This is a genomic window from Streptomyces sp. NPDC057424 (assembly GCF_042803315.1).
Lineage (GTDB): Bacteria > Actinomycetota > Actinomycetes > Streptomycetales > Streptomycetaceae > Streptomyces.
In genome coordinates, this window is record NZ_JBHVCP010000073.1 from 19,362 (window position 1) to 32,326 (window position 12,965).

Sequence of the window (12,965 nt, forward strand, 5' to 3'; positions counted from 1 at the left end):
AAAGGCCGATGAGCCATAACTAGGACCGGGCGTCCCGCGTTCTACCCGGTGCGGGTGAGTGCCCGCGACGATGTCTGGAAGGCAGGGGTTCCATGAGACGGGTTACCCGAAAGGGAGTGATCGCCGTCGCCGCCGCCTCGGGCGCGATGGCCGTGACCGTCCCCGCGTACGCCGGTTCCGGTGCGGACGGCTCGACGGCCGGTTCGCCCGGGGTGGTCTCCGGCAACACCGTCCAGCTGCCGGTGCACGTTCCGGTGAACGTGTGCGGGAACACCGTGAACGTGGTGGGGCTCCTCAACCCCGCCGCCGGCAACAGCTGCGCGAACAAGGACGACGGGCGGGCGGGCCGGCCGGGCAGGTCCGGCGGTGCGGTCGCCGAGGGCGGCGCACAGGATTCACCGGGCGTGATCTCCGGTAACGGCGTGCAGCTTCCGGTCGACCTCCCGGTCAACGTCACGGGCAACTCGGTGAACGTGGTCGGCATCGGCAACGCGTCGACCGGCAACGAGTCCTCGAACACCCCTGGTGACCATCGCCCGGTCCGTCCCCAGCATCCGCCGGAGCCGGCCCCGGAGCCGACCCCGCCACCCCGGCCGAACCCGGCTCCCGAACCCGCCCCGCACACCGCCCTGCACGCCACCGGTGCCCTGGCCCACACGGGCATGGACCACACCCTCCAGGCCGTCGCGGCGAGCGCGGCGCTGGTCGCCGGGGGCGTGGTGCTGCGCCGGAGGTTCCGCCCGGGTTCGAACGGCTGACTCGCACGGGAGACGGGCTACACCGCCTCCGCCACCCCCGTGAGCAGCACCATCCCCGAGTCCCCGTAGTCCGGCAGGGTCGGGTCCACGTCGATGTGGGTCACGTCCAGGTCCCGGGTCAGGGGCGTGAAGACCTCCGTGACCGTCGCCGGGTTCACCGGGCAGCCCGGCCAGCGGGTGGCGGGGCCGATGCGGTACGTCGGCATGTTCTCCATGAACGCGGCGATCAGACGGCCGCCCGGCCGGGCGGTGCGGACGAAGGTGCGGCAGAACTCGGCGAACTCGGCGAAGTCCTCGGTGACGCTCTCGGCGACGAAGTGCATGGAGGCGAGTTCGTACGTGCCCGGTGGCAGGGTCCGGACGTCGGCGTGGACGACGTGCACCGGCGCCAGCGCCCCGGCCAGTGTCGGGGGCACCTCGGGGTTGAGCCGCCGGCACAGCGCGTGGAAGGGCAGCCAGCTCGCGTCGAGCCGGTGGCAGATCTGGTCCTCGAGGTAGGCGACATTGCTCGCACCGGCCTCCACGGCGTCGATCCGGCGGCACGCGGCGGACGCCAGCATCAGCGGGTACAGGTTGGGGCCCGCCCCGAACTCCACCGAGCGGGCGATCCTGCCGGGGGGAAGACGCCGGTAGAACGCGGAGTGGTGCGCGATGACCGCCGCGTCCGACGCATGCACCTCGCGGTAGTTCTCCGCGAGGTAGTCGGCGACCGGCCAGCGGTCCCAGTCCACGTCGTCGTTGTGCGTCGTCATGGCCGTCTAGCCCTTCAGCCGCAACGGGAAGCGTTCGGACAACCGGGTCAGAGTCCCGTTCAGGTGATCGATGTCGTCGTCGGAGTTGAGGGCGGTGAGCTGGACGCGGAAACCCACCCGGTCACGCGGGACCAGCGGGTAGGAGGCCAGTGTCACGTACACGCCCTCCTTCCACAGAAACGCGGCGACCGCGTCCAGGTCCGCGGGGTTGGCCAGCGGCACCTCCACGATCGGCAGCCGGTCCGTGTTGAGGGTGCTCACCCCCATGCCCTCCAGGTGGTCGAGCACGCGGACCGTCTTGCGGTACAGGTCGGCCCGGATCGCGTCGCCCCGGCGCTCGTTGACGCCCAGCCCGGCCAGCGCGGTCGCCAGTGATGCCGTGGGTGACGGCCCCGAGTACAGATAGGGCGCCGCCGCGGTCTTCAGCCGGTTCTTCAGCTCCGACGGCAGCGCGAGGAACGCCAGCAACGACGAGTACGCCTTGGAGAAGCCGCCTGCCAGCACGATCGCGTCGTACGACTCCCCGGTGTGCCGCACCACGCAGTTGCCCCGCATGCCGTACGGGCACGTCTCGCCCGGCCCGCGCTCCCCGATCACCCCGAAGCCGTGCGCGTCGTCGACGTACAGCGTGGCCCCTTCGGAGCGGCACACCGCCGCCAGCGCCGGCAGGCCGGGGATGTTGCCGCTCATGCTGTTGACGCCGTCCATGCACACCAGCCGGGGTGTCCCCGCCGGCACCCCGGCCAGCAGGGCGCGCAGTTCGTCGAGCCGCTCGGCGTGGAAGCGGTGCAGGGTTGCGCCCTGCGCACGGGCCACCACGCAGCCGTCGTAGACCGTACGGTGAGCGGTCGCCTCCACGAACACGTGGCCGTCCTCGACCAGGACCGGGATCACCGACGAGTGGACCAGCGTCAGCGTGGGCAGCAGCAGCGTGTCCGGCGCGCCCAGCAGCGCGGCGAGCCGCTCCTCGATGTCGGGGTACAGGCGCGGACTGCCCAGCAGCCGCGACCAGCTGGGGTGCGTGCCCCAGCGGCGCACGGCGGGGTCGATGGACTCCATGACCTCCGGGTCCCAGTCGAAGCCCAGGTAGTTGCACGACGCGAAGTCGATCAGCCAGTGGTCGCCGCTGCGGATGTGCCGTCCGCGCACCTCGTCGAGGACCGCGTCGCTCATCGGACTGGTGCGCCGCAGATGCTCCAGGTCCGCCCAGCGCGCCTCCCGGCGTCCCCGGGGGGCGGAGTCCACACGCGGCCGTCGCGCCGGGGGTGCCGCGAAGGGCTGGGCACTCGGCTCCTGCAGCACGTGTGCGCTCTGCTCCACCGTCATCGGCCGGGCGAACAGGAACCCCTGCCCGAACCGGCACCCCATCCCGGCCAGCAGGTCCCGCTGCGCGGTGTTCTCGATGCCCTCGGCGATGACCTGCAGGCCCAGGGTGTCGGCGATCCGCACGATCCCCTCGACCAGGGCCACCTGCTGGGCATCGCGCGCGATGTTGTCGATGAACGACTTGTCGATCTTCAGCACGTCGAGGGGGAAGTCCTGCAGATAGCGCAGCGAGGAGAAACCGGTGCCGAAGTCGTCGACCGCGATGTGCACACCGAGCTGCTTCAGCGTGTGCAACACCGTCTGGAGGCGGTCGTCGCGGTGCAGCAGCACCGTCTCCGTCATCTCCAACTGCAGCGACCCCGGTTCCAGACCCGGCGTGCTCAGCACCTGCCCGACCTGCTCGATGAACCCGGCATCGCGGAACTGGCGGGCGGAGACGTTCACGCTCACGTACGGCGGACGGGCGGGCCCCGGCAGCTGTTGCAGACCGGCGATGTCGTTGACCGCGTTCTCCAGCACCCACGATCCCAGGGGCGAGATGTGCCCGGTCTCCTCGGCCAGGCTGATGAACTGCTCCGGCGCGATGGGCGGCCGGTGCTCGTGCGGCCAGCGGACCAGGGCCTCGAACCCGACGATCTCGCCCGCCGTGATGTCCACGACCGGCTGGTAGCGCAGCGCGAACGACTTGTCGGCGACCGCCCGGGCCAGATCGGACTGCATGTCGTGCCGCTCGACCATACGGCTGCGCAGCAGCGGCTTGAAGCGGCGCCACTGCCGCTTGCCCGCCGACTTCGCCGCGTACAGCGCGAGGTCGGCGTGGCCGAGTAGTTCCTCGGCGTCGGTGCTGTCGTGTGCCGTGGCCACGCCCACGCTGGCGGACACCGGCACCGACTCGTCGGCCAGGTCGAAGGGCCGGCCCAGCGTCTGGATCACCTGTGCTGCCAGGAGTTCGGCGTCGAGCGGCTGCTTGGCGTCCTCCATCAGCACCGCGAACTCGTCCCCGCCCAGCCGGGCCGCGGTGTCGGTGCGCCGCAGCGTCCGGGACAGCCGCTCGCCGACCGCGATCAGCAGATGGTCGCCCGCGCGGTGTCCCATCGTGTCGTTGACCAGCTTGAAGTCGTCCAGGTCGATGAAGAGCAGACAGGTCAGGGCCGACTCGCGGCGGCCGCGCAGCAGGGCGCGCTCGATCCGCTCCAGCAGCAGCGTCCGGTTGGGCAGACCGGTCAGCGAGTCGTGGAACGCCCGCTGCGTCAGCTCCTGCTCCAGCCGTCGCTGCTCGGTCACGTCCCGCAGGGTCACGACCAGTCCGGACACGGTCCGCTCGTCCCGGAAGTCGCTGAACCGGACCTCCACCTCGACGCGCCCGTCCGGGCGGCGCACCCACCAGTGGTCGTGTCCCGCCCGCGAGCCCCTCTGCCGTACCGCGGCGAGTTCCTGCGCGGCCCGCTCCCGGTCGCCCGGGTCCACCAGCTCCGACAGCAACCGGCCGATGAGGTCCTCGGTGCCGAACACGGACCGCGCGGACGGGCTGGCGTACCGGATGGTGTCGTCGTCCTCCAGGATGAGGATGACGTCGGAGGTGTTGCGGATGAGGGTGCGGAAGTACGCCTCGCTCTCCTGTCGGAACACCTCCTTGCGCAGGCTGACGCGCTCCAGCGCCAGGCCCGCGTGCGACGCCAGGATCTCCAGGGAGCCCCAGGTCTCGTTCAGCTGCCGCTCGGGTGCGGCGACCAGCAGGGCACCCGGGACCGTTCCCCCCGGCCTGTCCGGCTGGGTCATGGGGCACACCAGGATGGAGGGCGGACCGGCCAGTCCGGCGGCGGTGGCGGGCTCGAGGGCGGACGGGCTCACCAGGTGGGCGCCGCGCGCCCCCAGTTCCGCCGCCTGCTCGGCCGGCAGCAGCAGGGTCCGGTGCGGCACCTCGGGCCCCATCAGCCGGTCGACTGCCGCACAGCAGGACCGGTCGACCTCCTCCTCCCGGAACGCCGAGACCAGCGAGGCGGCGGCTCCTCGCAGGGCGAGTTCCCGCGACACCGCCTGGCGGTGAGCCACGACCATCCCCGCCAGCCGGAGGATCACCAGCAGGAACAGCACGCCCGAGAAGGCCGCGATCACGGCGGCGTCCCGGGTCTGGTTGCTCACCCCCTCCCAGAGCAGGATCCCCGGTGCGATGAGCGTGGCCACAGCGAGCATGACCAGCCGGCGCGGCGGCGGAAGCAGGGACTCCCGCTGCCGCACGGAAGCCGTCAGCTCGACCATGGAGGGATGCAGCGCGGCCAGGCCCCAGGCGGTGTAGAAGGCGACCCAGCCGAGATCCAGCAGGCTGCCGGTCTCCCACACGTCGTTCAACTGCAGGATTCCGTAGGCGATGTCGGTGACGAGCAGTGTCACCGTGCCCAGGACCAGCAGGCGTACGGCGCGATTGGAACCGTCGATCGGGCTGGGGGTGAGCAGCCGGACCAGCAATGCCAGCACGAGGATGTCGCCGAGGGGGTAGGCGATGCTGATCGCACGCTGCTGCCAGGTCAGGCCCTGCACCACGGTGAGCGGCTGCACCAGGTACACCCACACGGGCAGCGCGAGGCCGGCGGTGACGATCAGGGCGTCGAGCAGGCTCGGCACGTCGCGGTCGGCCCACCGGTGCCGCACCAGGCCCGACAGGCCGATCGCGATGAGCGGGTACATGGCGAGATAGCAGGCGTCGGCCGGGGACGGGAACGGGTTGGACGCCCCCAGGTACTGCTCCATCACGTAGTAGTACGTGTCGCCCGCGATGAAGACGAGCAAGCCGCCGGCCAGGACCCACCAGGGCCACCGGTGGGCGGGACGGTGGAGGCGTGTGCCGATCAGGATGGCGACGACACCGGCCAGACCCATCACGGCCCACATCACGGGGACCATCACCGGGACGGTCATATAGACGATGGTGACGACCGCAACCAGGGCGATGTAGACGGCCATGAGCCGACGTGCCGACAGCGAGGACATGTGCCTCCCCCCGTCGGGGAGAAGGGGGCGTACGCCTGGTCCGAAACCTGGTCCGATTGACATCGATCGTAGGTTCCTCCGAGCGGCTCTGCATCTCGGGCCGTCGTCCGCCCCCGTGTCTCAGCCGCGCCACCGTGATCCATGCCGCGACCGCCCTGCGCAAGCCCCCCATCCGGGACCGCGACATGGACGCCACCGACGCGCTGCGCACCCAGGGCACGACCCACCTGGTCGAGGCCGCCATACCGCGGCAGCCCGTCTGTCAGCGGCGTGCCCTGGAACGGTCGAGCGCGGCGACGCCGAGTGCGGCGAGGCCGATCTGGATGAGCCATTCGGCCCAGTCAGGACCCCCACAGTAGTGCTTGTGCCGCCGGACGGCCGGGACAGTCCGGGCCGGGCCCCGCCGCCGCGGGCGGCCGCCGAAGCGGACATGAACGGGCCGGTCCGGGATGCGGACCGGCCTTCGGCTCCTTTCCGGCGGGGCGCTACGGCCTGGGTGAGGCCTTCGCCGCCGTTCCGGCGCACACCAGCCCCAGGATCACGGCCAGTGCACCGATGATGATGTTGTTCCACACGACACCGGCGTCCGGGCTTTCGCCCACGATCCACGGCGAGATGATCATCCACACCCCGATGGCGCACATGGCCCAGCTCAAGCCGTACATGCGCTCCGGAGCGCGAGTGAACCCGAGCGCCAGCAGGCCGATCGCGATACCCATGATCAGGTTGTGGGTCACGAGTGCCGGCTGGCTGGTCGTGTAGTGGACTATCCACGGGGAGGCGGCGCAGTACAGACCGAGCAGGAACACCGGTCCGTCCACGAGCGCCACATCGCGGCCGCCGAGCACGCGGGCGTACCGATCCCGCATCTCGGAGGCGTCAGGGTGGCTGCTTATGTCACCTCGGGTGGGTGAGACGTTGGCCATGACTCGTCTCCTTCATGGTGCAGGGCGACCGCGTCTGAAGGGGGTATGCGGTATGCGCCGCGTAAGTATCATTCTGCCCTTATTTCTCCTTTATGTGTAGAGGTCGGTGCGGGGCGCGGAATCTACCCGGCGGTACATGTCCGGGCGGATCGGGGGCATCCGCATGTGGACGACGACAGCGACCGATCGACGTCGCCCGGCGGGCGGCGCGGGACAGGGGAGGGCGGCGGACGTGACTGCGGCCATCAGCGCGAAGGTGTTGGAACGGTTCCCGGCGGGGTCTCCGCGCGGATCGTGGCCCGCGGAGGAGTACGCGGCACGCCGCCGCGCCGAGGGCGAGCCCGCCACCGTCGTGATGGACCTGGAGTCCGACGCCTTCCTGGTGGTCGTTCCGGCGGACGAGGGCTGAATCGCCGGCGGGACCACCACCCGGCGCACCGACGTCTCTCCCGCCTGGGGTGAAACGCCCGCCCGGGTAGCCGAGAAGCCCCCCCGGATCCGGTCGCCGGCCGTACAGGGCCGCACCCTGCGACGCGTTCATCTTCTCCGGCCATCCGCACCTGGAAGTGGCGTACTGGTCCGGCGAAGGCGTCCTCCGCCGAGCCTCGCCGCGCGGGGACTGTGGCGGCATCGTTGTGTATCGACGTCATCGAAGCGGAGTTCTACGGCGAGTTCCCGTCCCGGAAGGACAGGGCCCCGGCCGTAACCGGCCTCGGCTAGCCGGACGCCAGCGAGCCGAGGTGCGTCCGGCGCGCCTCGGCCGTCTGGCCCTGCACCAGCAGGAACATCCCTTCGCGTGCGAGCCGCTGGGCCCGGCTGCCCAGGTCCATGGAGCGGCCGCCTCCGGCCACGATCGCCGCGGTGGTGGCCGCCCGCAGGAGGCCGTACGCGCGTGTCTTCACGGCCAGTCGCTCCGGTACGGAGCCGTGCGGGGCGGGCCGGTCGGCCAGGGCGTAGGCCTCCCGCCGGACCTCGTCGAGCCGTGCCCGCAGCGACCGGGCCGTCTCCCGGCCGTCCGGACTCTGCGCCACCAGGTCCAGCGCCGCGTACGCCACCCCGAACACGGCCGGACTGGCGCCGGCGGCCCGGGGCCGGTCGGCCAGGGCGAACTCCTCCTGCGAGGTGCGCAGCACGACGGCCTCCTCCGGCACCCACAGGCCGTCCAGCTCCAGGGACACCGTGCGGGCGGCGGTGAGAGCCGCGAGCCGCATCGGCGCCGACGGCGTCAGCCCCGGCTGCGCGCGGGCCTCGGTGGACACGAACACCACCTCGGCGGTGTCCGTCACCCCGGCGAGCAGCATCACGTCGTTCAGACCCCAGCCCGTGTACCAGGGCACCCTGCCTTCGAACCGCCAGCCGCCCTCCTCGGGAACGGCCCGTACGGGCACCCGGGGGAAGGCGCGGACATGGGCGTACGCGATGCCCGCCATCAGCTCGCCGGTCGCCAGGGGGCGCAGCAGCTTGGCCCGGAGGGGCGAGTCGTGTGTGGCGAGCAGCTTCACCGGTGTGTGGTGCTGTGTCTGCACGAACCATGTCGAGCAGCACGCCCCGGCCAGGATCTCCGCCGTCTCCCGCGCCACGTCCACGGGCGCGTCCGCCCCGCCGAACTCCTGCGGTGCCACCACTCCCAGCAGCCCCGCCCGCTTCACCGCCTCGACATGGCTCGCGGGCACCCCCTCCTGGTCGACGCGCTCGGCCTGCGGGACGAGGAGATCGCTTGCCAGCCGCTGAGCGCGGGTGACGAGGGGGTGGGGTGCGGTGGTCATGGGAGGAATTCTCGCGGTCGGGCGGCCCGGGGGGTCGATCCGGGGGCGTGTCGTCGGCCGACCGGGCGCGGTCCGTGCCGTCAGGGACGCGCATCCAGCTCCGTGAGGACGTCGAGTCGAGCCCGTCGGCCCGCGCCCGGTGGATCCGCTGACGCGCGTGAGTGTCCCGCAGGTGCAGCAAGCCGTGCGGGCCCCCGTACGACACGGCCCTCGCAGCAGACGAAGCGCCGGTCTCCGAGACGTCCGGCGTCCCGGCCCCGTGCCGGCCCGACGACCTCGCGCAGTCGCTGACGCGGGCCGAACGGCTCGCGGCGCGGCGGCGGCAGGGGGCGGCCGGGGCGTGCCCGGGGCGTGGCTGACCGGTCGTCACCCGGCGCGGACACAACGGGTCTGCACCTGACTGGTCTACACCCTTGACTGGTACAGACCAAGGCGGTTGAGTGTGCCTCCACAGCCCCCACCACGGCCGCCCCCATGCCGTGACCGGATCACCGGTGCGTGCGTTCCAGGGTCTGCCTCGCCCTGCCCTCGTCAGGGTGCGGCCGTGCTCCGCGAAGGAGTTGAACCCGTGTCACGACGCCGCATCTCCGCAGTCCTGGCCGCCCTCGCCCTCGCCGGTGCCGCGCCGGTGCTCCTGCCCGCCTCGAACGCCTCGGCCGCCGCCTGCTCCAGCTACCCGAACTGGACGGCCGGGAAGTCGTACGCCGTCGGCGACATCGTGCGCTACACCGACGGCAAGGCGTACATCGCCGAGCACGCCAACCCCGGTTACGACCCGGTCATCAGCACCTGGTACTGGGAGCCGTACGCCTGCGACAACGGTCCCGGCACGCCCGACGCGCGCTTCGTGGTGACCGAGGCCCAGTTCCACCAGATGTTCCCGAACCGGAATTCGTTCTACAGCTACAGCGGTCTCACCGCGGCGCTGAGCGCCTACCCCGGCTTCGCCGACACGGGCAGTGACACGGTGAAGAAGCGGGAGGCCGCCGCCTTCCTCGCCAACGTCAGCCATGAGACCGGTGGTCTGGTGCACGTGGTGGAGCAGAACACGGCCAACTACCCGCACTACTGCGACTGGGGACGGCCCTACGGGTGCCCGGCCGGGCAGGCCGCCTACTACGGGCGTGGCCCGATCCAGTTGAGCTGGAACTTCAACTACAAGGCCGCGGGCGACGCGCTCGGCATCGACCTGCTGAACAACCCCTGGCTGGTGCAGAACAACTCGGCCGTCGCCTGGAAGACGGCCCTGTGGTATTGGAACACCCAGACCGGCCCCGGCAGCATGACCCCGCACAACGCCATGGTGAACGGTGCCGGGTTCGGCCAGACGATCCGGAGCATCAACGGCTCCCTGGAGTGCGACGGCAAGAACCCGGCGCAGGTGCAGAGCCGCGTGAACAACTACCAGCGGTTCACGCAGATCCTCGGGACGTCACCCGGCGGCAACCTGTACTGCTGACGCCGGACCACGTGGCGTGGTGTCATGCGGGATGTCATGAACCTGATCGAATGATCGAAGGGCATCCCTCATGCGCCTACGCACCCCCCACGCCCTGCTCGCCACGACCGCGGCGCTGGCTGCCGCGGTCGTGGCCCCCCAGCCCGCTGCGGCCGCCGTGGCCGTTCCGGCTCCGGGTACGTACTACGTCCAGAGTGCCGCGACCGGACTGAACGCTGCCGACAGCGGCGGAGCGGTCGAGCAGCACAGACCCCGCGGCAACGAGGACCGCCAGCAGTGGCAGCTTAAGCCGAACGGCTCCTCCTATCTGCTGGAGAGCACCGACGCAGCCGGCAACTGCCTCGGCCGCAGCGGCGACCTGGCCGCGACCGTCGCCTGCGCGAGCGCCGACGCCGGGTGGGAGATCAGTCCTCTCGGCGCCGACCGCTACACGCTCGAGGCCCCGGGGACCGCGCGGCACCTCACGGTGGCGCCCAGGCCGTCCGGCGCCACCTACCCCGCGCGGCTCGCCCTCGGCGGATCCGGCGACCTCGCCGCCTGGTACCTCACCCCGGTCGCCCCCGCCACCACCCCCATGCCGCCGCAGGACCGGCGCACCCTGGACCAGGTCACGTTCCTCACCTCGCACAACGCGTACGCCAACGGCGTCGACGGCGGCTTCGCCCCGCCCTTCGTCAACCTCGTGCCCAACCAGACCCGCGGCATCGAACGCCAACTCGCCGACGGGGTGCGCGGATTCATGCTGGACATCCACCAGACCCCCGACGGTGCGATCCTGTGCCACAACAGCTGCACCCTCGTCAGCAGGCCCGTCGCCCTGTGGGTCGACCTCCAGCGCATGGTCGACTTCCTGAAGGCCCACCCCGACCAGTTCGTCACCGTCTTCCTGGAGGACTACGTCGCCCCGGCCGTCCTGCGTTCCGAACTCGCCCGCGTCGACGGCCTGTCGGACGTGCTCTACCGGCCCGACCTCACCGGCGTACGGCAGAACGGCTGGCCGACGATGGCGGCTCTGGCCGCCGCCGGAGACCGGCTGCTGATCTTCACCGACCGCAGCCGCTCCGCCGACCAGGCCGCGGGCCTGACCCGGGACAGCTTCGGCGTCATGTACCAGCGCGAGTGGACCGTCGAGAACCACTGGTCGATGGGCTCGGGCATCGGCGCCTCCGACTGGTCCTGCTACAGCCGCTGGTACGGCGCCGACACCAACATCCCGCTGACCCGCACCGAGCCCGGATTCCGTCCGCTGTTCGTCATGAACCACTTCCGCGACGTCCCGATCACCGGCACGGCCGGCACGGACAACACCAAACTCGCCGACCGCGCCCAGAGGTTCTGCCAGCCGGCCGCCCGCAAGAAGCCCAACTTCCTCGCCGTGGACCACTACGACCGCGGCAACCCGGCCTCCGCCGTCAGCACGCTCAACGCGTACACGTATCCGTGAACCGGGTTCGCCGGTGCGTGTGCCGTGTGTGAGACTCCGCCGGTGAGCTCACAGACGATCACCGCGGACACCGCCGGCACCTGGAAACTCGGCGACCTGCCCGTCCACCGCGTCGGCTTCGGCGCGATGCGGCTGACGGGCAGCGCCGCCTTCCACCACGGCACACCCAGCGACCGCGACCGGTCGATCGCCGTCCTGCGCAAGGCGATCGACCTCGGCGTCAACCACATCGACACGGCCGCCTTCTACTTCTCGTCGCTGCGCTCCGCCAACGAACTCATCAACAGCGCGCTCGCCCCCTACCCCCAGGACCTGGTCATCGTCACCAAGGTGGGCCCCTACCGCACCTACGGCGGGGAGTGGGGCACCTCCGCCCGCCCCGAGGCCCTGCGCGGCCATGTGGAGGAGAACCTGCGCCAGCTCGGCCGCGACCACCTGGACGTGGTCAACCTGCGCCGGATGCCGAAGTACGACTCCATCGCCGAGCACTTCGGTGCCCTCGCGGAACTGCGCGAGGCGGGCCTGATACGGCACCTCGGCATCTCCAACGTCGAGCCCCGCCATCTGGCCGAGGCGCAGGCCATCGCACCCGTGGTCTGCGTCCAGAACCGGTACGCCCTCGACCGCCCTGCCCCCGACGCCGACGAACTGCTCCGCGTCTGCGGCGAACAGGGCATCGCCTTCGTGCCGTTCTACGCCGTCGCCGGAGAGACCGCCGAGCAGGGCGCCACCACCGCCCACGACGAGGACGTCCGAGCCGTCGCCCGGGCCCATGGCGCGAGCCCCGCCCAGATCCGCATCGCCTGGACACTGCACCAGGGCCCCCACGTCCTCGCCATCCCCGGCACCGGCAACCCCGGCCACCTCACGGAGAACGTGGCGGCGGGCGCGATCCGTCTCACCGACGAGGAACTCAGCCGGCTCGACAGGCTGCATCACAAGGCCGGTTGAGCTTCGGTCACACGGCCCAGACGCCCTCCCGCATGAGATGCCTCCGCGGCAGCTCGTGCTCCTCGCACCACGCCTGCACCGCGCGCGGCCGTACCCGGAAGAAGGCGTACGGCGCGTGGTCCCCGCGCGGATCCCATCCGGTCTTCGCGCAGAACGCCTCGGCCGCCGCCGACGGAACCTCCCGCATCGGGTAGGTCCGCACCTCGCCGTCGACGAGCACGACGTCCCGGGTGTCCCCGAAGGCCAGCCGGGTCCGCCCGCCGTCCCGCAGATTTCGGCCGGTGGGGTTGGACAGCCGTGTGCACAGCCACACGGCCTCGTCGTGCCACACGAACCACAGCGGCACCAGACAGGGAACCCCCTCGGCATCCGCCGTCGAGACCCAGATGTCGATCTCCTGTTCCAGACGGCCCAGCAGGTCCGCCTTGCGCTGCTCGGGGGTGCGAGGCGGCTCGGTGATCTTCATGGGCGGGACGCTACCGGGCGGAGGCGCCGTGGCGCCTCGGGCCCCGGTCCTAGGCCCCGGTCCTAGGCCCCGGGCCTAGTAGTGCTTGGTCAGGTCGGTTGTGGTGGTGCGTGTCTTCTTGGCTCGGTG

10 protein-coding genes and 1 pseudogene are annotated in these 12,965 nt (G+C 71.4%); 5 read left to right on the plus strand and 6 right to left on the minus strand.

The genetic code is table 11. From position 1 onward, the window contains the following. Window positions 1-92 precede the first annotated feature (92 nt). Window positions 93-758, plus strand: a complete 666-nt coding sequence (locus ACFU3E_RS34505; RefSeq protein ID WP_384167473.1) for a chaplin — start codon at window positions 93-95, stop codon at window positions 756-758. Between the two features lie 17 nt (window positions 759-775). Here the strand turns inward: ACFU3E_RS34505 and ACFU3E_RS34510 are convergent, their stop codons facing one another. From ACFU3E_RS34510 to ACFU3E_RS34525, 4 genes and pseudogenes are all read right to left on the minus strand, one after another. Beyond that, entirely contained in the window at window positions 776-1,510 is a 735-nt protein-coding gene (locus tag ACFU3E_RS34510; RefSeq protein ID WP_384167476.1) for a class I SAM-dependent methyltransferase, read from the minus strand. 6 nt (window positions 1,511-1,516) lie between these two features. Further along, a complete protein-coding gene (locus tag ACFU3E_RS34515; RefSeq protein ID WP_384167500.1) occupies window positions 1,517-5,797 on the minus strand; it encodes an aminotransferase class I/II-fold pyridoxal phosphate-dependent enzyme in 4,281 nt (1,426 codons plus the stop codon). Window positions 5,798-6,086: 289 nt separating this feature from the next. After that, window positions 6,087-6,173 (minus strand): annotated as a pseudogene (locus tag ACFU3E_RS34520) (GlsB/YeaQ/YmgE family stress response membrane protein); the annotation flags it as partial. Window positions 6,174-6,309: 136 nt separating this feature from the next. Beyond that, window positions 6,310-6,750 (minus strand): SPW repeat protein, encoded by a 441-nt coding sequence (locus ACFU3E_RS34525; RefSeq protein WP_384167479.1) that lies wholly within the window; start codon window positions 6,748-6,750, stop codon window positions 6,310-6,312. Between the two features lie 232 nt (window positions 6,751-6,982). On the opposite strand from ACFU3E_RS34525, the gene ACFU3E_RS34530 reads away from it, so the two are divergent. Continuing rightward, window positions 6,983-7,159 (plus strand): hypothetical protein, encoded by a 177-nt coding sequence (locus ACFU3E_RS34530; RefSeq protein WP_248509719.1) that lies wholly within the window; start codon window positions 6,983-6,985, stop codon window positions 7,157-7,159. A gap of 307 nt (window positions 7,160-7,466) precedes the next feature. Here ACFU3E_RS34530 and ACFU3E_RS34535 read toward each other — a convergent pair whose 3' ends face one another. Beyond that, window positions 7,467-8,516: an acyl-CoA dehydrogenase family protein gene (locus tag ACFU3E_RS34535; protein ID WP_384167482.1), complete on the minus strand. Its 1,050-nt coding sequence runs from the start codon at window positions 8,514-8,516 to the stop codon at window positions 7,467-7,469. A 568-nt stretch (window positions 8,517-9,084) separates the two neighbouring features. Here ACFU3E_RS34535 and ACFU3E_RS34540 point away from each other — a divergent pair. The 3 genes from ACFU3E_RS34540 (at window position 9,085) to ACFU3E_RS34550 (ending at window position 12,370) form a co-directional block, all read left to right on the plus strand. Beyond that, window positions 9,085-9,975: a glycoside hydrolase family 19 protein gene (locus ACFU3E_RS34540; RefSeq protein WP_384167485.1), complete on the plus strand. Its 891-nt coding sequence runs from the start codon at window positions 9,085-9,087 to the stop codon at window positions 9,973-9,975. Between the two features lie 70 nt (window positions 9,976-10,045). Beyond that, entirely contained in the window at window positions 10,046-11,419 is a 1,374-nt protein-coding gene (locus ACFU3E_RS34545; RefSeq protein ID WP_384167488.1) for a phospholipase, read from the plus strand. Window positions 11,420-11,461: 42 nt separating this feature from the next. Then, entirely contained in the window at window positions 11,462-12,370 is a 909-nt protein-coding gene (locus ACFU3E_RS34550; protein ID WP_384167491.1) for an oxidoreductase, read from the plus strand. A gap of 7 nt (window positions 12,371-12,377) precedes the next feature. On the opposite strand, the gene ACFU3E_RS34555 is transcribed toward ACFU3E_RS34550, so the two are convergent. After that, window positions 12,378-12,836, minus strand: a complete 459-nt coding sequence (locus ACFU3E_RS34555) for a pyridoxamine 5'-phosphate oxidase family protein (RefSeq protein ID WP_384167494.1) — start codon at window positions 12,834-12,836, stop codon at window positions 12,378-12,380. Window positions 12,837-12,965 lie beyond the last annotated feature (129 nt).

Bases quoted from the DNA above. Each gene is read 5' to 3' on its own strand.
- ACFU3E_RS34505 (WP_384167473.1), top strand. From the start codon at position 93: ATGAGACGGGTTACCCGAAAGGGAGTGATCGCCGTCGCCGCCGCCTCG.
- ACFU3E_RS34510 (WP_384167476.1), bottom strand. From the start codon at position 1,510: ATGACGACGCACAACGACGACGTGGACTGGGACCGCTGGCCGGTCGCC.
- ACFU3E_RS34555 (WP_384167494.1), bottom strand. From the start codon at position 12,836: ATGAAGATCACCGAGCCGCCTCGCACCCCCGAGCAGCGCAAGGCGGAC.
- ACFU3E_RS34525 (WP_384167479.1), bottom strand. From the start codon at position 6,750: ATGGCCAACGTCTCACCCACCCGAGGTGACATAAGCAGCCACCCTGAC.
- ACFU3E_RS34535 (WP_384167482.1), bottom strand. From the start codon at position 8,516: ATGACCACCGCACCCCACCCCCTCGTCACCCGCGCTCAGCGGCTGGCA.
- ACFU3E_RS34545 (WP_384167488.1), top strand. From the start codon at position 10,046: ATGCGCCTACGCACCCCCCACGCCCTGCTCGCCACGACCGCGGCGCTG.
- ACFU3E_RS34515 (WP_384167500.1), bottom strand. From the start codon at position 5,797: ATGGCCGTCTACATCGCCCTGGTTGCGGTCGTCACCATCGTCTATATG.